Source organism: Perlucidibaca sp., from assembly GCF_057084925.1.
The window spans coordinates 208802-230148 of record NZ_JBXMRC010000027.1 but is presented as its reverse complement, the minus strand read 5'-3'; the positions used below and the strand labels follow the sequence as shown (position 1 = coordinate 230148).

Genomic DNA, 21347 nt, shown 5'->3' with positions numbered 1-21347 from the left:
GGCCATCCTTAATTTAATGGTGTTCAGTCTATTCCGTCAGCGCCAAAGCCGCTTTTAGGCTTTCGGCGGACTCCACCGAGACATGCTCGGCCTCTTTCGCGATGCGTTTATTCAAGCCCGTCAATACTTTACCTGGGCCGCTCTCTATAAATCGCATCACGCCCTGCTCGGCTAACCACTGCACGCTTTGCGACCACAGTACTGGACTATGCAGCTGCGCGATCAGGGACTCCTGCAAAGCGACGGGGCCCGCCTCAATTCGCGCGGCCACATTCTGTACAACTGGTATGACGGGCGTATGAAAGGTCAGTGACTGTAGATGCGCAGCCAGTTTCTCAGCGGCAGGCAACATCAGCGCGCAATGGGACGGCGCACTCACCGGCAAGGGCAGCGCACGCTTAGCGCCGGCTGCCTTACACGCCGCCATGGCGCGATCCACGGCGGCGGCACTCCCCGCAATAACCACTTGCCCTGGGGAATTAAAGTTTACAGCCGACACCACCTCGCCTTGAGCGGCCTCAGCACAGGCGACTACCACCTGCGCATCTTCAAGCCCGAGAATAGCTGCCATAGCGCCCTGTCCCGCAGGCACGGCGGCTTGCATTAAGCGACCGCGCTCGGCGACTAACTTAACGCCATCGGCTAAAGACAAAACCCCGGCAGCCACCAACGCGGTGTACTCACCCAAGGAATGGCCTGCCACGTAATGAGGACTGGCTCCACCCTGCGTCAGCCACGTACGCCAGACCGCAATGCCAGCTGTGAGCAATAATGGCTGGGTATTTTCCGTCGCATTAATGTCTGCTTCCGGGCCCTGCTGAGCTAGCAACCACAAGTCCTTACCCAATGCCGCCGATGCTTCGGCGAAGGTCTCTTGAACCGTTGCAAACTCTGCTGCTAAATCTGCCAACATGCCGATGGCTTGCGAACCCTGACCAGGGAAAACCCACGCCGTTGTCATCAAGAAATCCTTGCGAAGTAATTCGAAACGGTACTGAGGTTAGCCTAAAAGTGCGCGAGAAGTCGCCTTAGACCGTCTCAACTGGCGATTCTGTGGCCAACAAAAGCGCCCTTTTGGCGTGTTCAGCCGCGCTAAAGTGGCGCGCAAGCAGCGCAGGAATATCCGTTTCAACTTCTTTAATGGCGACCCGCAACGCTTGTGCGAAGGAGTCAATTTGAGCACTGCCATGGCTCTTAACCACAATACCGGTCAGTCCAACCAAGCTGGCACCGTTATAACGGCCCGGATCCATTTCCCGCTTTAAACCCTGCCAAATGGGGTAGGCCAACAGTCCGAGCAGCTTCGTCAGCCAGTTGCGATTGATTTGCGCCTTAATCATAGCCGCCATCATTTTCGCCACACCTTCGGAGCTTTTCAGCGCGATATTGCCGACAAAACCATCGCAGACCACCACATCGGCATCGCCGTGAAAAATACCATCGCCTTCCACATAGCCGATGTAATTTAGGGAAGATGCCCGCAACAATTCATGCGTGGCTTTAATGAAGTCATTGCCCTTAATTTCTTCTTCGCCAATGTTGAGAAGGCCCACGCGAGGTTGGTCATGACCATCTAAGGCTTGTGCCACGAGTGCGCCCATTTCAGCGAATTGCAACAAGTGCTGCGGCTCAGAATCAACATTGGCGCCCAAGTCGAGCATGTGGGCATGGCCCGTTTGAGTCGGCAAGGCGGTCATAATGGCGGGACGATCAATGCCAGCGTGCATTTTTAGCACAAACCGACCGATGGCCATCAGCGCGCCGGTATTGCCCGCAGACACGCAAGCCTGAGCTTGGCCGTCACGCACGGCATTTATCGCCAGCCGCATCGAGGATTGCTTTTTATTGCGCAAGGCCACAGAGACCTTGTCACTCATGGTGACAAATTCCGTGGTGTGGACGATTTCAATACGTGCACGAGGCGTATAAGCGCTGAAGGCGATGAGCGGCACTATTTGTGCTTCATCGCCTACCAGGAGGAGATGCAAGTCAGGCTGTTCAGCCAGAACCTGCAATGCGGCGGGGACTGTGACGGAGGGACCGAAGTCACCGCCCATCACATCCACCGCCACGGTGATACGCATGGCGCGTATCAGGCCTCGTCTTTCGCGCCGAACAATTGGTGACCACGGTAGAAACCGTCTTTGGTCACGTGGTGACGACGGTGCAATTCACCCGTGGTTTGATCGACGCTGAGGGTCGGGCCATTCAGGGCGTCATGCGAACGACGCATGTCACGACGGGAACGGCTCTTACGATTTTGTTGAACGGCCATGGTCTACTCCGGCACTTACACTGGTTGGCTGCGTCACCGCAGTCGGGTTAAATCACATTACTCCGTGTCTGACGGCTTCAAGCCAGCCAACACACGAAACGGGTTTTCTTTTTTCGGCATGGGCTCGTCGTCGGCTTCCGGCAACACTGTCAACGCCGCTTGCGGTTGACAGTCTTCATGGCGCGCCACTATAGGCAACGACATGATGAGCTCATCTTCTATGAGTTCGAGCAAATCGAGTCGATCATCCTCAAACACCACATAATCATCGTCTTCGCTGAGCCGATCGGCATACACCTCATCATTCAGCAGAAACACATTCACATCCGCCTGAAGCGGAACTGTCACGGCGTTCATGCAACGCTGGCAGGTCTGCTCAACCGTTGCCGTGATGACACCGCGCACATTAGGCACACCGCGTGTATCGCGATGAAACTTTAACTGCACGCTGACCTCACCCGCGTCACCTAAAGTGACTTCGCCCAAACGCTTGAACGCTGCCAGCGGCGTACGCAACACCAGCTGTGCAGACTGTTCGGCCATTTTGCCGGGATCAACATAGTGCGGCAACATAGTTTGCGGCAGCAACTGCGGCGAATGGGTCTTTGACATAGGCGCGGGATGATACGGACTCACCCGCGCGCTGTCAAAGGAAAAGCGCTCGTTGCCCGCTACTGTAAACGCGGAGCCTGCGAAGTTTCCGTCACGGATTGCTTGAAAGCCGCCCCAAGAGATTTACCGAGCTGACTGCCCAAGCGGCGCAACACCGAATCTAGTGGATTTTGCACCTCTGTATAGTCAACCAGCGTTTCGTGCTTAACCACATCCCGGGCGACGGAGGCCACAGAACCCACGGCATCCGCTAGGCCCAAGGCAATGGCTTGATCACCGCTCCAGAAGTAACCCGAAAAGAGATCCGGATTATTACTTAACCGAGCACCACGACCGGCTTTCACCGCCGTAATGAAGTGTCGGTGAACGGCATCGAGAACACTCTGCACATGCTCACGCTCTACCGGATCCACAGCCCGAGCGGGACTAAGCAGATTTTTATGCTCGCCTGCGGTCAGCGTGCGATCCTCAACCCCGAGCTTCTGCAGCAAATTGGGCACACCAAAGCCCGGCATAATCACGCCAATGGAACCGACCAAACTGGACGGATTTACAAAGATTTTGTCGGCAGCCACGGCAATGTAATACGCCCCAGAAGCGCCAGTATCGCCAATGACAGCGTACACCGGCGTATCGGCATGCAATTTACGCAGTCGGCGAATCTCGCGATATACCTCGTCGGCCTGAACCGGGCTGCCGCCAGGACTATCAATACTCAGCACAATCGCCTTAGCCTCTGTGCTCTCGAATGCGGCGGCGAGCGAGTCGTTAATGCTTTGAGCATTCGCTGGGCTATCGCCAGCAATTTGGCCATTAATAAACACTACCGCGGTGTGGGGACCGAATGCACTCGATGTGCCAGCTTCATCTTTTAAAAAGCTGACCGCCAGAGCCGCCACAATGACCAGCAATAATGCGCGACGCAGCCAGCGCCAGCGCGCACTGCGCCGACGATCATCGAGATCCGCTTTTATAAAGGCTTCAATAAGTGCCCAGTCTTTCGGCTCTTGATTTCGATTACCCGTCCAATCCGACATGCAACACCCCTTCTCAAGACTAAAACGTTTGAATGACTATAACGCAGCCAACGTGGATGCCAGCTCAGACATATCCTGACAAATCGCAATCGGCGCATGCTCTGCAAGCCGCTCTGCGCTATGAACGCCATAGCTCACACCAATGGATGGCATGCCTAAACGTTGCGCCATTTCTAGGTCATAGTGCGTATCGCCAATCATCACCGCGCGCTCCAAGGGCACTCGTAATTCCAACAACAGCTCCCTGAGCATGAGTGGGTTAGGTTTGGAGGCCGTTTCATCAGCACAACGCGTGGCACTGAAATACGATGACCAACCGGCATGCGCCAGGACACGATTCAAGCCCGCTCGACTTTTTCCTGTGGCCACGGCTAATTGACGCCCCGCGCCACTTAGCTGCTGTAACAGTGCCTCTGCACCCGCATAGGGCTGACTATGCCCACCTACGCCCGCAACAAAATGATGCGCATAGCGGTGACGCAACGCCTCTCGCTCAACTTCGGGAACTTGTGGAAACAACACTTGCATGGCTTCGGGCAGACCCAGGCCAATAATGTCACGCGCAGCCGCATCACTGGGCTCCGGCACACCTAAATCCAAGGCTGCGAGCTTTACGCTGCGCACAATTTGCGCCAGCGAGTCCATGAGCGTGCCGTCCCAATCAAAAATGACTAAATCAAAGCGAGTACTGTTGCGATCAAGCACGACGTAACACCTCTAAACCCCGCTCAAAGTCTTCATCAACATCCGCATGTAGCGATAACTTTTTCCCCGAGGGCAGGGTCAAGCGCAGATCCCGTGCATGCAAAAACAGTCGCGACAAGCCTTTCGCTTTAAAACGTGCGTTAACGTCGTCGCGACCATACTTATCATCCCCTACCAAGGCATGACCCAAATGCTGAGCATGAACACGGATTTGGTGCGTGCGGCCGGTGAGCAGATGCGCTTCAACCAAGGTGGCATCGGCAAAACGCTCCAACACGGTAAAGACCGTAATGGCTGTTTTGCCATCACGGGATACGCGCACCACCGCTTCGCCGTTCGGGCTTTCGACCTTTAACAGTGGCGCTTCAACGCGATGCTTGGCTCCGCTTAAGCGCCCGGACAACAGCGCGACATAGCGTTTATCCATCTGGCCATCGCGAAGCTGGGCATGTAGCGCTCTCAATAAGGCGCGATGCCCCGTCACCATGGTCAAACCCGAAGTATCCCGGTCCAGGCGATGCACGAGCTCTAACTGCGCTGTCGCATCCGGCCTAAGTGACCGTAGCGCCTCAATCAAACCAATGGAGATACCACTGCCGCCATGCACGGCTAAACCCGCCGGCTTATTTACGACTAATAAATGGTCCTCATCGTGAACAATGCGGCTTTTCAAGAGTTTTTGCAGGCTGCTGGTCGGGCGGGCAGCTGGCTTTTCTTCACTCATGCGTAAGGGCGGCACGCGAATCACATCGCCAGCCTGCACCCGGTAATCTGCTTTAGTGCGGCCTTTATTAACCCGCACCTCACCGGTACGAACAATGCGGTACACCAACGTACGGGGCAGTCCCTTGAGTGCGGTGATGAGATAGTTGTCGAGGCGCTGGCCTGCATAAGCCTCATCTACCGTGAGCATTTTTACGGCCGGTGCGTCGGGAACGTGCGGTAAATCTGACATGAACTGTCCTGTATTAATTCCGGGCCATTGGCCTTGACGGAAGATGACTGCTATATTAGCGAGTCGCTTGCCATTGAAGACCGTTTGTCGATGGCCGCATGATAAAGCAAAGCGACTGCTGCTTGGCAGGAAACGCAACTGAGCTGAGTCCCTGTGACGACGATATTTCGTCGCTCAGGATGACCGCCGCCCCATGCACCTCCGCCACCCAGCCCCCGAGGCGACGACTCTGTCGCCAGAATAAAACCTCGCGCCGCATCGTGATTTTGCGCGCAGGCAAGAATTTAAAAGCGGCTCTGATCTCGTCATTTTGATCAGGTCACCAGCGGTAAGCACCCGAGTCGGACACCCCGAACCCGTGCTTCTCGCTCACAACAGAATTAAGGATGACACGTAGAGCTCACTTGGCTTGGCGTGTACGAGATTGAAAGCGCATCGATATGATGCCTTTTTTTGCTGTTGCCGCGGCTTGCTTGCGGGCACCCGATGTGGGGCATAACCCCATGGGTAGACCCACACATGAAACGCATGTTGATTAACGCGACACACAACGAAGAAATTCGCGTCGCTATGGTAGATGGCCAACGCCTCTATGATTTTGACCTTGAACACCGCGGCCGCGTGCAGAAAAAGGCCAGCATTTTCAAGGGTCGCGTCACCCGTATTGAACCCAGCCTCGAAGCCGCCTTCGTTGATTTTGGTGGCGATCGTCACGGCTTCTTGCCGCTGAAAGAAGTCGCTCGCGAATACTTCCACAAGACGCCAAAAGAAGCCGGCGGCCGCATCACCATTAAAGATGCGCTGCAGGAAGGCCAAGAAGTCATCGTTCAGGTGGAGAAAGAAGAGCGCGGCAACAAGGGCGCTGCCCTATCGACCTTCATTTCGCTGGCCGGCCGCTACCTCGTGCTGATGCCGAACAACCCGCGTGCCGGCGGCATTTCGCGCCGCATCGAGGGTGAAGAGCGTCAGGAACTGAAAGACGCCCTCAACGCCATCAACATCCCCAACGACATGGGTGCGATTGTTCGCACGGCAGGTCTCGGCCGCAGCGCCGAAGAACTGCAGTGGGACCTCGACTACCTGATGACGCTGTGGACGGCGATTCAGAGCGCTGGCAAAGAAAAGACCGCGCCCTTCCTAATCTTCCAGGAATCCAACGTCATTATTCGTGCCGTTCGTGACTACCTGCGTCAGGACATCAACGATGTACTGATCGACAACGAAGCCGCGTACAACGAAGCCATGGCCTTCGTCCAGCAAGTCATGCCGCATTACCAAACCAAGATCAAGCTCTATAAAGATTCGGTGCCGCTGTTTAACCGCTACCAGATCGAGAGCCAGATCGAGACCGCTTTCCAGCGTGAAGTGAAGCTGCCGTCAGGCGGCTCCATCGTCATCGATCCAACCGAAGCACTAGTGTCCATCGACATTAACTCCTCGCGCGCCACTAAAGGCAGCGACATCGAGGAAACCGCACTCAACACCAACCTCGAAGCAGCCGACGAAATCGCGCGCCAGCTGCGTCTGCGTGACAGCGGCGGTCTGGTCGTCATCGACTTCATCGACATGACGCCTCCTAAGCACCAGCGCATGGTTGAAGACCGTCTGCGTGATGCCTTGGCGATGGATCGTGCTCGCATCCAGATCGGCCGCATCTCCAAGTTCGGCTTGCTCGAACTCTCGCGTCAGCGTCTGCGTCCATCGCTGGAAGAAGCCACCGGCCTGGTCTGCCCGCGTTGCAACGGTACTGGCGTGATTCGCGATGTGCGCTCGCTGTCGCTGTCCATCATGCGTCTGATCGAGGAAGAAGTACTGAAAGACCGCACGGCGCAAATCAACGCGTCGGTACCTGTCTCGGTGGCCACCTTCTTGCTCAACGAAAAGCGCAAAACGCTGGCCGATCTGGAAGCTCGCAGCAAAGTGCGCATCCTGATTTTGCCGAACCCACACATGGAAACGCCGCACTACGAAGTCACACGCCTGCGTGATGACCAAGTCGAAGAAGGCGATGAAGATATCGCTAGCTTCAAGATGGTAGAACGCATCCAGCCACCCGCCCTTGAAGTCGTGCTGGAAGCCGTTGACGGCGACGCGCCTAAGCGTCAGGTCGCTGCAGTACGCAATATCCAGCCACAGACGCAAGCGCCAGCGCCACGCGAACAGCAACCCCGCGAAGCACAAGCTCCTAGCCGTGACACCGGTGCCGCACGCGATACAGCCAGCCGTGAAATCGGCAGTGGACGTCAACAACGCCCAAGCCACTTCGGTCGTGGTACACCTGCGGTGGTGGCAGCCCCGCAGCCTACAGGCTTTATGGCTTGGCTAAAGGGCCTGTTTGGCGTCAAGCCAGAGCCGGTGCCAGCACCACAGCCAGAGCGTCGCCCCATGAACTCACGCGGCAACGCACAGGGTCAGGGTCAGAACCGTCCGCAACGTCAGGGCCAAGGCCAAGGCGGTCAGGGCAATCGCAATCCTCGTAATGGCGATCGCAATGGTGATCGTGGCAATCGTCAGAACCTGGAAGTGCAGTCCGTTGGCGGTCGCAGCCAGATTGATAAGCCACTGGAAGCGGCTCCTGCCGTTGCACCTGCAGAGCGCGCACCGCGTCCGCCCCGTGAGCGTCAACCGCGCGCACCACGCCCACCGCGTGAAGCAGTAGCGATTGATGAAACACTGGTTAACGAAACGGTCGTTGTGGCTGATGATGGCGTTGTCGGAGAAGCGGGTGTTGCACCAGCTTTAGCAGCTGAAGGCGGCGAGCGTCGTCGTCGCAACCGTCACCCTGCGCGCCGTCAGCGTGGCCCGCGCGAGCGCGACCCACAGGTGTTAATCGATGCTGGCCTGCCCGTGCCGGGTGAGTCGCAAGCCGACGCATCCGTAGCAGCAGTTGAAACGGTTGCCGTTGAAACCACTGCCACTGAAGTCGTTGCCGAAGCAACGGTAGCTGAGACAAGCCTCATCACAACAGAAACGACAGCACCCGAAGTCGTGACCGACGTTTCGGTAGAGCCCGCTATTGAAGTGGCTGCGACACCTGCTGAAGTTGTGACTGAATTGGCTGCCGCCACTGAAGTCGAGCCAGCACCTGTGGTTGAAGCTGCTCCTGTCACAGTTGTTGCAGATGAAGTTATTACTGCTGTTGCAGGAGAAACAAAGGCTCCCGCTGTTGAAGTTGCAGCTGAAGTTGTGGCTGAAGCTGAAATCTCTGAACCAGCGCCAATCATTGCAGAAGCTCCGGCTGAAGCAGCAGCGCCAGTCCCTGAATCGGCCACTGAAGTCGTTGCCAGCGAAACGCCTGAAACTAATAGCGCAGACGACAGCAAGGCCCCACGTCGTGCCAGCAATGACCCACGTGTTCGTAGGCGCCTACAGCGTGAAGCCGAAGCGCGCGCCAAAGCTGAACTAAAAGCTGAAAGCGAAGGCTCACAGAGCTAATCCGCCAGCGGATTAGCGAATAGCAAAAAGCCCCAAAAGTGGGGCTTTTTGCTTTCTGACGATAGCCTGATGTGAAGTTAGTTTACAAGCCCCAAATCACTGGCTCCTGCTCCAGCACCACCCCAAACTTATCCAGCACACTGGCGCGAACATCTGCCGCTAACTGCAGTAATTGTGCGCCTGAACCACCGCCACGATGAATCAGCACCAGGGCCTGCCTATCATGAACGCCTACAGCGCCTTGATTGCGACCCTTCCAGCCTGCCTGCTCGATAAGCCAGCCCGCTGCCAATTTCAGACCAACCGTTTGCGGATAGCTAACCAGGGCGGGAAACCGCTGGCGCAGCTCATCCGCCTGCGTTACCGGAACCACCGGATTTTTAAAGAAACTGCCCGCATTACCTAATTTAATCGGATCTGGCAGCTTGCTCTGACGAATAGCAATGACTGCATTTGCGACGGCTCTCGGCGTCACTTGGACAATACCAAGTCGTTCAATTTCGCGACGTATATCGCCATAATCGAGTCGTATTGTGGGTTTTCGCGACAATAAAAAGCGAACTTTCGTAATAATGTAGCGACCCGGTGCCCGCGACTTAAACAAACTGTCGCGATAGGCAAAGGCGCACGCCGCAGCCGCCAATTCCACTCGCGCGCCAGTCAGTCGATCAATCGCCGTTAGCGAATGCATCACATCCGCTACTTCAACTCCATAGGCGCCAATGTTCTGAACGGGCGACGCACCCACTGAGCCCGGAATCAGCGACAAATTTTCCAGCCCCGATAAACCCTGAGCGATAGTCCACTGCGTAAAGGCATGCCAGTTTTCTCCCGCACCAGCCTCAACCAGCACAGCATCTCCATGCATAGACAACACCTGCCGCCCCATCAGGCAAGGCTGAATCACCAGCGCCGGCACATTGCCTGCCAACACCAAATTACTGCCGCCACCCAAGATCTCGACGGGCATACGCTGTGCCGTAACCGAGCGCAACACGTGCATAAGAGCCGCTTCGCTACTGACTTTCGCGAGAAACCGCGCTCGCGCCGGTAAGCCCAAGGTATTGAGTCGAGTGAGATCGGCATTTTCGAAAAATGTCAGCTCAGCAGCCACAGCCAAATACTCCCTGTGTTTTCAATAATGAGCGTAATAGCTGCGTACACGCCGTTTCGACCTGATCTAAGACCTGCTCGAAGCCCTCGGCACCACCATAGTAGGGGTCTGGAACATCACCCCCCTGCAACTCGGGGTGATGGTCGAGCAGTAACGATAGACGTGCTTTGGCTGATTCGCCTACCTGCAAGCGGAGGCGCTTAACTTCGGCTAAATTGGCCGCATCCATCGCGATAATGTGGTCAAAATCGGCGAAATCTTCCACTTTCACTTGTCGCGCTCTCAATGCCGACAGATCATATCCACGCACACGCGCATGCTGCTGCGATCGGGGATCTGGGGCTTTACCCTCATGCCAGGCTGCCGTGCCTGCCGAGTCCGCCTGAATCAAACTCTGCCAACCGGCCTGCTCCACTTGGCGCTTAAATACCGCCTCGGCGGTGGGCGAGCGACAAATATTCCCCAGGCAAACAAACAGGACACGGACAGGCTTTTCAGTGCTCACGCGAGACGTCACACCGATCGAGAAGCGAGCTGCGCGGCCATGACGACACGGACACGATCCAGATCGGCCTGCGTATCAACCCCGGGCGGCAACTCAACGGCTGCCACACCGACATGAATCTTCACGCCTTGATATAACGCGCGGAGCTGCTCCAACGCCTCAACTTGCTCGATCAGCGCCGGTGGCCACGACACATAGTCATGTAAGAAGCCGACGCGGTATGCATAAATACCGAGATGGCGCAGATAAAGCGACAGCGCTTCGGGCGGGAGCTGCTCACGACTCTGCGCAAAAGCATCTCGCGCCCAGGGCATGGGGGCACGGCTAAAATAGAGCGCGTGATCACTCGCATCGCGCACCAGCTTGACGATATTCGGATTAAACAGCTGCTCGGCACCATGAATGGGCTCGGCTAGCGTGGCAATGCTCGCGGCCGACGCTTGCATGAGGTTTTCCGCCACCTGATTGATAACCGCGGGCGGAATCAATGGCTCGTCGCCTTGCACATTCACCACGATATCATCGGAAGCCCAACCAAAATGCGCAGCCACTTCCTGCAAACGATCGGTGCCCGAGGGATGATCCGCACGGGTCATCACCACCGGGGCTCCCAACTCGCGCAACACGGCTTCGATGCCCGGGTCATCGGTGGCGACCACCACATCACTGGCAGCACTCTGCAGAGCGCGCTCGTAAACATGCACCACCATGGGCTTGCCGCAGATATCGAGCAAGGGCTTGCCGGGCAAGCGACTGGAGCCAAAACGAGCAGGAATGACAACGCGAAAGCTCATGGTAGGCTCCTTAGAAGCTGCCGCGACTGGGCGGCAAGGTTTCATCCAGCGTTAAGCGGCGAGCTTCGCCTTCCAACATGACGGGAATACCTTCACGAATCGGAAATGCCAAGGCATCGGCTCTGCAGATCAATTCGGCTTGTTCCGAGACATACTGCAAAGGCCCTTTGCACAGCGGACAGGCTAGGATCGTGAGTAATTTTTTATCCAACATGAGGCTTTCTCCAAGTGGCTAGGCGCTGTGTCAGTGCCTGCCAAAAACTGTCGGGCAGAATAGCCTGAACCGGCACATACCAGCTATTAGGCGGCGCAATTTCGGCGCATTTCACCGCATCTTTTTCCGTCATAACCACGGGTGCAGGCGGGCTAAACTGCAAATCCTCGGCGCTGTAGGCGTGGTGATCAGGAAAGGCATGCGGAATAGGCTGAAAGCCCTGCTCCGCAAGCAAGGCAAAAAAGCGCGGTGGATGACCAATGCCAGCAACGGCATGCACATGACCTGCTGTTGGCACGGGCAGAGACGGGTGAACACCAACGGGCCGCCAAGGTGCAGCCTGAAGCGACAGGGTTATGGCGGATGCGGGGGCGTCTCCCGAAGCACGCCAAGGGCCGTTTACTACCACGAAGTCGACAGTTTCTAATCGCGCTAAGGACTCACGCATCGGGCCGGCGGGTAAACGCCAAGCTGAACCAAATCCGCGCTGCCCATCCACGACGGCAATTTCGATATCCCGTGCAAGGGCATAGTGTTGTAAACCGTCATCGCAAATCACCACATTGCAATTACTGGTCGCCAGTAAATGCTGCACACCACGAACACGCAAAGGGTCAATCACCACCGGTGCCTGTGAACGACGCGCCAGCAAAAGTGGCTCATCGCCCACCTTACTAGCACAAGCATCCGCCTCTACATGCTGGGGATACTGCGCGCCTTTACCGCCATAACCGCGACTGACAATGCCGGGTCGCCAGCCGTGCTGACGAAGTTGCTCAACCAACGCTAGGGTGAGTGGTGTTTTGCCGGTGCCACCAACGGAAATATTACCGACCACAATGACCGGCACCGGAGCCCGCCAAGCACGAAGCCCGCCCCAGCGATAAGCCAGCCGGCGCAGGCCAGCCACTGCCATAAAAAGCCAGGCCAGTGGCATCAGCAAGGCAAACAGCAGATACCCTTGATACCAACGTTCTGCCCAGTTTTTGGGCGACGCGACAGAGCCCTTAGCCTCAGGCGGCATGGCCACCCGTATCCTCTTCACTAAAGTGACGGCTATGCAGCTGGGCATACATGCCTTCACGCGCCAGTAGCTCACGGTGCGTACCCTGCTCAATAATTTCGCCGGCATCCATGACCACGATCCAATCGGCGTTTTCAATCGTGGACAAACGGTGCGCAATCACAAGGGTTGTTCGCCCTTCCATGACTTTCTCTAAGGCAGCTTGGATGAAGAACTCCGACTCATTATCGAGCGCGCTTGTAGCTTCATCGAGAATCAGGATGGGGGCGTTTTTAATTAATGCACGTGCAATCGCCAAGCGTTGGCGCTGCCCTCCGGATAGCTGCACACCATCTTGACCAATTCGTGTGTCATAGCCGTTGGGCATGGCTCGAATGAATTCATCGGCAAAGGCCATTTTAGCCGCTTCAACGACCGCTTCATGAGGCAAGTCACGGAATGCGCCATAGGCGATGTTGTTGCTTACGGTGTCGTCGAAGAGGATGACTTTTTGCCCCACGGAGGCAATTTGCTGGCGTAACTCACTGATGGGATATTCATTGATGGGATGGCCATCAATCAAAATCTCGCCAGCTTGCGCATCATAAAAACGCGGCAATAGATTCACTAAGGTGGTTTTACCCGAACCAGAGCGCCCCACAATAGCCACGGTCTGCCCGGCCTTGACCGTCAATGAAAAGTCTTTCAAGACAGGATGGTTGGGCTCATAAGCAAACTGCACATGCCGAAATTCCACATCGCCCTGCAAGCGCCCGATGGCCCGCGTGCCACCCGACGGCTCTGCAGGCTCATCTAGCACTTCAAACACAGATTGTGCTGCGGCAATGCCACGCTGCAGCTTTTCATTGACTTCAGTCAGCGATTTGATGGGCTTGGCCAACAGGCCAGCAGCGGTGATGTAGGCAATAAACTCGCCCGGCGAGGTGCCCTGCATGATGTCCGGGCGTAATGCGACCCAAACTACGCAGGCCATTGCTATCGACATGAGGAGCTGAACCAAGGGTGTACTCACCGCACTGGTCACCACCATTTTCATGCCTTGGCGTAAATTCTCCTGAGAGGCTCGATTGAAACGCCCCAGCTCAAACGGCTCGCCACCATAGGTTTTGACCACCTGATAACCCGTGATGGTTTCATTGGTAATGTGATTCACATCGCCCATGGTGTTTTGCATGCGTTTAGCCAGCTTACGGAAACGCTTACTCGCCGTGCGTACCAACAACGCGGCAAACGGCCCCACCAGCAACAGTGACAACGACAAACGCCAGTTGGTGTAAAGCAAATAGCTAAACAGGCCAATCACAATCGCGCCTTCGCGAACGATGGTTTTTAGCGCCTCGGTGGCGGCCGCGGTGACTTGCTCAACGTTATAAATGAGTTTCGCGGCAATATGGCCAGGCGAGTTGTGGTGATAAAAACTAGCCGGCAACTTCAGCAGCTTGGTAAACAAGTCCATACGCAAGGCATACACCACATGGCGCGAGACCATGGACATGTAGTACGTGCCAATAAATGAGCCCACGCCGCGAACAAAGAAAATGCCCACGATAAGGAAAGGGATCCAGTCTTTAGCGGTCTGATCTTTGTTCTGAATGGAATCAATAATGTATTTCAGTAATTGCGCAGATGCCCACTCAGTCTGTGCATTGATGATAAAACCCACCACGGCGAAAGCAAAAAACTTCCAATAACGCCGGGTATAGCTCAATAAACGCTTATAAGACTCCCAGCTTGTGGCGGGCGGGGTCGGTGGCGTGGTGGTCACTTCATCGGTCATGAAAAAGCCTTATTGCGATGGCGGCTTGGCATCACGCGCGCCAATGCCCAGAGAACGAAAACCCAGCTGACCGGCAATATCCATGACGGTAACCACGGCTTGATGCGGCGCCTGACCATCGGCGGAAATAACAAACGGCTGATCACGCTGATTGCCGGCTGCTGACTCAATCGCCTGACGAAGGTCTTCAGCCTTCTTGGAAGCCAAGGGCTGACCATTGATGGCGTAGTGACCACGAGAATCTATGGCTACTTCCAACGCCTTGGTGACCGGCTTGCTCGCGCCAACATCCGCCTGCGGTAATTGAATTTGCAGCTTGCCCGTCTTGGCAAATGTCGTGGACAGCATGAAGAAAATGATCAGGAACAGCAGGCAGTCAATCATCGGCGTGAGATTGAGCTCCAGCGGATCTTGCGTGGGACGGCGCAGTTTCACGCGCCACCTTCACGAATATCGACTTCACGATCGCCATGCAGCATGTCCACCAGTTTCACGGCTTGTAGCTCCATGTACACCACCAACGATTGGATATGACGGAAGTAGTACCGATGCATGATCATCGCTGGCACAGCAACAGCAATACCTGCTGCCGTTGTCACCAAGGCTTTGGAAATACCCCCGGCCAATGCCGTGGGATCGCTAATGCCGCCACTGGTCACCACCAAAAAGGCTTCAATAATGCCCACCACGGTGCCCAGCAAACCCAGCAACGGGGCAATCTGCGCGATAGTACCCAGCAGCGTTAGATGGCGCTCCATCTCATGCACAATGCCAGATGCCGCATCCTCGATGCTTTCTTTCATGATGTCACGACCGTGGCGAGCATTAATCAGCCCCGCGGCTAACAAGGCGCCCAGCGGTGAACCGGCTTGCAGCCTAAGCAATGCCTCCCCTTTGAGATCGCCGCTTTGTAATTGCGTCCACACGTCCGCGAGCAAATGCTTAGGCGCGATGCGACTGCTGCGCAGTGTCCAGGCACGCTCCAGAATAATAGCGAGCGCCAATACCGACGCAATGAGTAGTGGCAGCATGAGCCAGCCACCGGATTTCATCATTTCCCACACAGGGCACACTCCCGAGGGCTAAGCCCAATTCCGATGCGGCTACTCTACGGGAACACGTGAAGTGCGCCAAGGCTTGCGCGACCTGCGGCACTATGTTCTGGCCAAAGCCAATAATGCGCTTGTTGTACTCGCCAGCGCTGAACATCTGGCCAAGGCTGGGCAGGCACAATATCATATTGGAGCGCCCCAGTAGCATCGCTACGCCAACCGTGTATGCCCCGCTCCTGCAATCGGTGCAACACCGCTTTTGCCGGATGCTTGAAGCGGTTGCGATACCCCACCGCAGCAATGACCTCCTTTGGCTGAACCGCATCAAGCAGCGTGGCCGTGCTCGAGGTTTTGCTGCCGTGGTGACCCAACACTAACAAGTCGGCCCTTAAATGCTGCACCGGGGTTTCTGCGACCAACTGCAGCTCTGCCACGGCCTCTAAATCGCCCATGATCAAGACCACGTGCTTACCCGCTTGCACTCGCAGTACGCAGGACTGATTGTTATCACCGGCAACGGTACTTTCTGGGTAGGGCCAAAGCACATCAAATTGCACACCGTCCCAGAACCAGCGTTGCCCTGCCCTGCAAGGCGTATGACGCGCGGGCGCATCCAGCGCCGAAGGCCAAACACCTAGCACTTGCTTCACAGGCAAGGCCGCCAACACACTGGCGCCACCTCCGGTGTGATCCAGGTCATCATGACTAAAAATTAAGCGATCGAGAGAGGTGATTCGCGCCTCTCGCAAGGCCGGCAAAATCACGCGAGAGCCTGCATCGGCAATGGGCCCAAAGCTGGGCCCGGTGTCATACAGCAGCTGATGATGCCGCGTCTGTAACACCACCGATAAGCCCTGCCCCACATCGAGTAAGGTCATACGCACAGCCCCCGTGGTCGGTAACAGCTGCGGCCAAACCACCCACGCGAGTGGATAAATAAGCCACAGCCGACCCGGCATGGCCCGTGGCATCAGCACGAGCATCATGACTAGCGCCAAGCCCCACGCACTGCCAGAAGGCAAGGCAAATGACTGCCAGGCGCCAGGAAGCGCTGCCGCCCAGTCCAATACATTGATTAGCTGCTGCATCAGCAGGACGGACAAGCCCCAACAGGCAGCCATTAGCGACGGCCAAGGCCAGCACAACAAGCCCAACATGCTTAAAGGCACAACGGTAAAGGTAATCACCGGAATGGCGATGAGATTGACCGGAAAACTCACCCACGAAACGCGACTAAAAATGGCTAAGGACAAGGGCAACAAACCCCATGTTGCCAGCCATTGGGCGCGCAAGGCAGCCCGCCATCCGCCCTCTTCGCCCAAGGGCATACCAGCGGCCATCAACAGCCCTACCGCGCCAAACGATAGCCACAGCCCAACACTGTGAACCGCCAAGGGATCCCATAGCAGCACCACGGCCAGCGCCGTCATCCAAATCTGCGGCCCGCTAAACTGACCCGGCAGCCAGCGCATCAACAAAATTACCGCCAACATAAACAAGGTGCGCTGTGCAGGCACTTCGGCACCCGCCAGCAACACATAACCTGCCGCCACCAGCCAACCGACTAGGCCGCCCAGCCGCAGCGCCGAGCAATACTTTGCGGCAGTAGGTGTTCGGCGCCACAGGCTCTGAAAGAGATAGCCACTTAGCCAGGCAACTAAAGTGATGTGCACACCCGAAATGGCAACTAAGTGGGTGACCCCAGTGCGCGCATAACGCTCCCATGCCGACGGGCTAATGCCCACGCGGTCACCGGTGAGCAAGGCCAAAACGGTCCCTGCGGCATCCCGCTGGAGCGGAAACTCAGCGAGTAAGCGCTGACGGATCTGCCATCGCCAAAGATCAATGGACGGTGTAGCACGCGCTAAACGCTGGCCGTCACGCAGCCAGCCTGTGGCTGATACACCTTCGGCGTGATGCCAGCGCTCCACATCAAATCCACCGGGGTTTTGCAGGCCGTGGGGCCGCTTTAACTTGACTTGAATACGCCAACGCTCGCCCGGTAAAGGCATCGCGTCGGTTCGCCAGCTCAGCTGCCAAAGTGCTTCCTTATGAAGACACTCCGTAGGATGTGACTGGACGTAATCTGGCTGAAATCGGAAGCGAACTCCGAACGGCTCTGCCGGCTCAGGCAAACCGACTATGACGCCATTCACCGTCAGCAGCTGCCCCTCACAGGCTGTAGGAATGCGTGTGTCCAGTTGTAGTCGTGCCGCCTGAGTCGCGCACAAAATGCCCAAGCTCAAGGCAGCACAACCGGCCAATAGGCGTTTGGGCTGAAAACACAGGACGACTAAGGCCAGCAACGCGCAGCCTATGGTCAGTTCTGTGGGAGGCAATGTCGACCAAAACCACAAACTAAGATGCCCGAAAATCCAGCCCAATAAACATGCGGTACTCAAGCGAATACTCACTCGCACAGCCACACTCCTTGTGACATCGCAAAACGGATCCCCGGCGTTGTTCGCCTGCTCGTGTTGCTTTTGTCAGTGTAGACTAGGCTCTCCGCTCTTGCTTGTTGGAAGCTGCTTTACCATGCCAAAAGCCCTGATTCGCCGCTATTTGCCTTCACCCGACAAAATCCGTGCGCAAAAATCGTTGGGCTTTTTGCGGCATCGATTAGGCGACCCCAGTGTTTGGCATCTCAATCGGCGCTCTGCTTCTTTGGCCATGTTTTGGGGCCTATTTTTTGCTTTTATGCCCATGCCATTTCAAATGGTGCCCGCCACGCTAACGGCGCTGGCTCTTCGCATTAATTTGCCTATGGTGTTGGTGCTGACTTGGCTGACCAACCCCATTACGATCTTGCCGTTTATGTATGTTGCCTACGCAACGGGCAGTTTAATTCTGGGCGTACCGATGCTGAGCTGGTCCGACATGGAGGGCTTATTGGCTACCATGATCTCGCTAGACATCAACTCAACCACAAGCAGCGTCAATGCACCGATTAAGCCTTTTTTGGTCGGCACGGTGCTTTTAGGTGTGGGATTCGGCAGCCTCGGTTATCTTGGGATGCAGGTGTATTGGCGCTGGCATGTTGCCAAACAATGGCAGGCGCGCTCTGCACGGCGCGCGCTGACGCCAAACAATTAAGGCCTACTCTGAGGCCAGGAGCCGGCCTTGCTCCAAGCGCAGGCGCCTGTCCATGAGCGAAGCTAAGCGCTCTTCATGGGTGACAATGACAAAGCTGGTTTGTAAGTCCTTGTTTAGCGACAAAATCAGATCATGAATTTGTTCAGCGGTATCGCGATCGAGATTGCCGGTAGGTTCATCCGCTAACACCACCGCCGGTTGGGTCACCAGCGCGCGCGCTAAGGCCACACGCTGACGTTCGCCACCTGAGAGCTGCGCTGGGGTATGTCCGCCACGGTCTGCCAAGCCCACACGCACCAGCAAGTCATCTGCCCGCTGCTGTGCCTCGCGTACCGACAGGCCACCGATGACACACGGCAACGCCACATTTTCGCGTGCGGTAAACTCTGGTAGCAGATGATGCAGCTGATAAACAAAGCCTACGTGACGATTACGCAACTGGCTCCGCTTCGCTTCGCTGGCATGGCTAAAGGGCTCACCAAGCAATTGCACGACGCCTTGTGAAGGCTGCTCTAAACCACCCAATAAATGCAGCAGCGTGGTTTTACCCGAGCCCGAGCGCCCAACAATGGCAACACATTCGCCCCGCTCAATATGAAAAGAGACACCGCGCAAAACGTCGATGGCTTGCGGGCCTTCGCGAAAACATTGACTCAGGTTTTCTGCGCTTAACACCCACGAATTACTCATAGCGTAAAGCCTCCGCCGGCTGAACGCGTCCTGCTTGATAGGCGGGATATAAGGTGGCGAGGAAACTCAAAATAAAGGCGGTGATACTGACCCAGACCACATCACTGATCACCAGCTCGGTCGGTAGATAGTTCACAAAATAAGCATCAAACAAATGCACCCCGGAGACCCGCTCATAAAATGCCGCCAGGTCACTGACGGTGAGCGATAAGGTCACGCCCAGCAGCATACCCGCCAGCGTCCCACCCAATCCGATAGCCGTGCCTTGCACCAGAAAAATTCGCTGAATCATGCGCGGGGTTGCCCCCAAAGTCCGCAAAATGGCGATATCCGAGCGCTTGTCATTAACCACCATGACCAAGCTGGACACGATGTTAAAAGCTGCCACTGCAACAATCAGCAGCAACAGCAAAGACATGATGGTCTTTTCCATTTTAATCGCGTTGAACAAGCTGCCCTGGGTTTGCGTCCAGTCATTGCCGTAGAAAAAGGGCGGCAACTTAGCTAGCAAGCGCTCGTTAATGGCGCGAGCCTGAAATAGGTCATCGACTTTTAAACGCACGCCTTGGACCTTGCTGCCAATGCGTAAGAGCTTGCCGGCATCGGCATAGTGAACATAGGCAAGTAAGCCATCGACCTCAGCACCGACCTTGAATATTCCCGTCACGGTGAAGCGTTTGAAGCGCGGAATAACGCCCGCCGCACTGATCGTCGCCTCGGGCAACACCAAGGTAATGGGGTCGCCCACGGCCACGCCCAGGCTGTTCGCCAGTTGTTGGCCAAGTACGATGCCAAAATCCCCATCGCGCAAGGTGGCCATGCTGCCTTGCACCATGAAGTCGTGCAGGATCGATACTCGCTGCTCACGCGCCGGCTCAATGCCCGTAATCATGGCGCCGCTAACTTGGCCATTCGCCGTCAGCATGCCTTGAACTTGCGTCATGGGAGCCGCTGCAATAACGCCCACGGTGCTTTCGGCAATTTGTACGAGCTTAGGCCAATTTTGCAGAGGCTCACTCGACGTAATGGTTGCTTGTGGCACCATGCCGAGAATGCGTTGCTTCAGTTCGCGATCGAAGCCGTTCATTACCGACAGCACGGTAATCAAAACGGCTACGCCCAACATCAATCCAATCATGGAACTGAGCGACATGAAGGAGATGAAGCGTTCGCGGCGGCGAGCACGCGTATAGCGCAGCCCGATAAAAACAGAGAGTGGTTTAAACATGATGGTGGCGATTAGACCACAGCTCCTGATCAGCGTCACACGGCTTTAACGAAGATAGCTACACTATCGTTCACGACGCAATGATCACTTACTACGGTTGATATTAGAGATGCTCATTATTGGACACCGTGGCGCTCGCGGCGAAGCGCCGGAGAACACCCTGAGTGGCTTCCGACACTTACACAATTTAGGCATCCGTGCGGTGGAGTTTGATATCCAAGTCAGTGCCGACAACGAGCTTGTGGTGATTCACGATGCCGATGTTAAGCGCACCAGTCTCGGCTCAGGCAGCGTGCATGAACTGACGGCACGGGCGCTTGCTGAACTCGATGCCAGCCACAAGCATTTCCCGCAATGGCCCACACGTGAAGGCATCCCCCGGCTAACCGACGTTCTGACCCTGCTGGCTGGCTTCACCCACATCGAATTGGAAGTGAAGGCTCGAACCCCAGAACATGAGGCGGTGGTTCGCGAAAAGCTACCACAGCTATGGGATCAACATCAGTTGGCAGGACGAGCACGGACCACGTCGTTTAATCCCCGATATTTGCACGGCATGCTCTCGGCAGCGCCCCACATTCCTCGCGGATTCTTATTCGAAGCCGACTTTGCCGGTGATGCCATCCAATTGGCGCAAGCCGTGGGCGCCAGTTCGCTAGGCCCTCACCACAGCCGCTGCTCGGCCGAATTAGTGGCTCAAGCCCATGCTGCGGGCTTAATGGTGTCCACGTGGACGGTAAATGATGCTGAGCGAGCCCATGCATTGGCAGCCATGGGCGTCGATGGACTAATTACCGACATCCCCACTCAGGCGCTGAGCTGGTTTATTTAATCGGC

The 21347-nt window shown here is 56.1% G+C and carries 21 protein-coding genes; 3 read left to right on the top strand and 18 right to left on the bottom strand.

The window, feature by feature from the left end:
* Positions 1 to 28 precede the first annotated feature (28 nt).
* From fabD to AC14IB_RS08875, 7 genes are all read right to left on the bottom strand, one after another.
* A complete protein-coding gene (gene fabD, locus AC14IB_RS08905; RefSeq protein WP_484231542.1) occupies positions 29 to 961 on the bottom strand; it encodes an ACP S-malonyltransferase in 933 nt (310 codons plus the stop codon).
* A 67-nt stretch (positions 962 to 1028) separates the two neighbouring features.
* Positions 1029 to 2084, bottom strand: coding sequence for a phosphate acyltransferase PlsX (plsX, locus tag AC14IB_RS08900; protein WP_484231541.1), 1056 nt, complete (start codon positions 2082 to 2084; stop codon positions 1029 to 1031).
* Positions 2085 to 2092: 8 nt separating this feature from the next.
* Positions 2093 to 2275 carry a 50S ribosomal protein L32 gene (gene rpmF, locus AC14IB_RS08895; RefSeq protein WP_484231540.1) on the bottom strand — a complete coding sequence of 61 codons (183 nt, stop codon included), beginning with the start codon at positions 2273 to 2275 and terminating at the stop codon, positions 2093 to 2095.
* Positions 2276 to 2332: 57 nt separating this feature from the next.
* Complete coding sequence (locus AC14IB_RS08890) at positions 2333 to 2887, bottom strand: YceD family protein (protein ID WP_484231539.1); 555 nt, start codon at positions 2885 to 2887, stop codon at positions 2333 to 2335.
* 59 nt (positions 2888 to 2946) lie between these two features.
* Complete coding sequence (gene sppA / locus AC14IB_RS08885; protein ID WP_484231538.1) at positions 2947 to 3924, bottom strand: signal peptide peptidase SppA; 978 nt, start codon at positions 3922 to 3924, stop codon at positions 2947 to 2949.
* A gap of 36 nt (positions 3925 to 3960) precedes the next feature.
* Positions 3961 to 4629: an HAD family hydrolase gene (locus AC14IB_RS08880; protein ID WP_484231537.1), complete on the bottom strand. Its 669-nt coding sequence runs from the start codon at positions 4627 to 4629 to the stop codon at positions 3961 to 3963.
* Positions 4622 to 5584 (bottom strand): RluA family pseudouridine synthase, encoded by a 963-nt coding sequence (locus AC14IB_RS08875; protein WP_068860002.1) that lies wholly within the window; start codon positions 5582 to 5584, stop codon positions 4622 to 4624. The genes AC14IB_RS08880 and AC14IB_RS08875 overlap by 8 nt, the downstream gene beginning before the upstream one ends.
* Before the next feature lie 519 nt (positions 5585 to 6103).
* On the opposite strand from AC14IB_RS08875, the gene AC14IB_RS08870 reads away from it, so the two are divergent.
* Positions 6104 to 9019 (top strand): Rne/Rng family ribonuclease, encoded by a 2916-nt coding sequence (locus AC14IB_RS08870; RefSeq protein WP_484231536.1) that lies wholly within the window; start codon positions 6104 to 6106, stop codon positions 9017 to 9019.
* Positions 9020 to 9101: 82 nt separating this feature from the next.
* Here AC14IB_RS08870 and murB read toward each other — a convergent pair whose 3' ends face one another.
* From murB to AC14IB_RS08825, 9 genes are read right to left on the bottom strand one after another with little or no spacing between them, the layout of a single operon-like run.
* On the bottom strand, positions 9102 to 10133 hold the full coding sequence (gene murB, locus AC14IB_RS08865) for a UDP-N-acetylmuramate dehydrogenase (RefSeq protein WP_484231535.1): 1032 nt from the start codon (positions 10131 to 10133) through the stop codon (positions 9102 to 9104).
* A complete protein-coding gene (locus tag AC14IB_RS08860; RefSeq protein WP_484231534.1) occupies positions 10123 to 10638 on the bottom strand; it encodes a low molecular weight protein-tyrosine-phosphatase in 516 nt (171 codons plus the stop codon). Before AC14IB_RS08860 ends, murB begins: the two co-directional genes overlap by 11 nt.
* Before the next feature lie 8 nt (positions 10639 to 10646).
* The gene (gene kdsB, locus AC14IB_RS08855; RefSeq protein WP_484231533.1) at positions 10647 to 11477 is read right to left on the bottom strand and encodes a 3-deoxy-manno-octulosonate cytidylyltransferase; all 831 of its coding nucleotides are present in this window, start codon (positions 11475 to 11477) and stop codon (positions 10647 to 10649) included.
* Positions 11443 to 11643, bottom strand: coding sequence for a Trm112 family protein (locus AC14IB_RS08850; RefSeq protein ID WP_484231586.1), 201 nt, complete (start codon positions 11641 to 11643; stop codon positions 11443 to 11445). Before AC14IB_RS08850 ends, kdsB begins: the two co-directional genes overlap by 35 nt.
* Positions 11636 to 12670 (bottom strand): tetraacyldisaccharide 4'-kinase, encoded by a 1035-nt coding sequence (gene lpxK, locus AC14IB_RS08845; RefSeq protein WP_484231532.1) that lies wholly within the window; start codon positions 12668 to 12670, stop codon positions 11636 to 11638. The genes AC14IB_RS08850 and lpxK overlap by 8 nt, the downstream gene beginning before the upstream one ends.
* A complete protein-coding gene (gene msbA, locus AC14IB_RS08840; protein ID WP_484231531.1) occupies positions 12660 to 14447 on the bottom strand; it encodes a lipid A export permease/ATP-binding protein MsbA in 1788 nt (595 codons plus the stop codon). Before msbA ends, lpxK begins: the two co-directional genes overlap by 11 nt.
* 9 nt (positions 14448 to 14456) lie before the next feature.
* Positions 14457 to 14882, bottom strand: coding sequence for an ExbD/TolR family protein (locus AC14IB_RS08835; protein WP_484231530.1), 426 nt, complete (start codon positions 14880 to 14882; stop codon positions 14457 to 14459).
* Positions 14879 to 15511, bottom strand: coding sequence for a MotA/TolQ/ExbB proton channel family protein (locus tag AC14IB_RS08830; RefSeq protein ID WP_068860014.1), 633 nt, complete (start codon positions 15509 to 15511; stop codon positions 14879 to 14881). The genes AC14IB_RS08835 and AC14IB_RS08830 overlap by 4 nt, the downstream gene beginning before the upstream one ends.
* A gap of 44 nt (positions 15512 to 15555) precedes the next feature.
* Positions 15556 to 17901, bottom strand: a complete 2346-nt coding sequence (locus tag AC14IB_RS08825; RefSeq protein WP_484231529.1) for a DNA internalization-related competence protein ComEC/Rec2 — start codon at positions 17899 to 17901, stop codon at positions 15556 to 15558.
* Positions 17902 to 18034: 133 nt separating this feature from the next.
* Here AC14IB_RS08825 and AC14IB_RS08820 point away from each other — a divergent pair, with 133 nt between their 5' ends.
* Positions 18035 to 18592 (top strand): DUF2062 domain-containing protein, encoded by a 558-nt coding sequence (locus AC14IB_RS08820; protein WP_484231528.1) that lies wholly within the window; start codon positions 18035 to 18037, stop codon positions 18590 to 18592.
* A 3-nt stretch (positions 18593 to 18595) separates the two neighbouring features.
* On the opposite strand, the gene AC14IB_RS08815 is transcribed toward AC14IB_RS08820, so the two are convergent.
* Positions 18596 to 19282 (bottom strand): ABC transporter ATP-binding protein, encoded by a 687-nt coding sequence (locus AC14IB_RS08815; RefSeq protein ID WP_484231527.1) that lies wholly within the window; start codon positions 19280 to 19282, stop codon positions 18596 to 18598.
* On the bottom strand, positions 19275 to 20510 hold the full coding sequence (locus AC14IB_RS08810; RefSeq protein WP_484231526.1) for a lipoprotein-releasing ABC transporter permease subunit: 1236 nt from the start codon (positions 20508 to 20510) through the stop codon (positions 19275 to 19277). Before AC14IB_RS08810 ends, AC14IB_RS08815 begins: the two co-directional genes overlap by 8 nt.
* Before the next feature lie 109 nt (positions 20511 to 20619).
* Between AC14IB_RS08810 and AC14IB_RS08805 the strand changes: the two genes are divergently transcribed.
* Entirely contained in the window at positions 20620 to 21342 is a 723-nt protein-coding gene (locus tag AC14IB_RS08805; RefSeq protein WP_484231525.1) for a glycerophosphodiester phosphodiesterase, read from the top strand.
* Positions 21343 to 21347 lie beyond the last annotated feature (5 nt).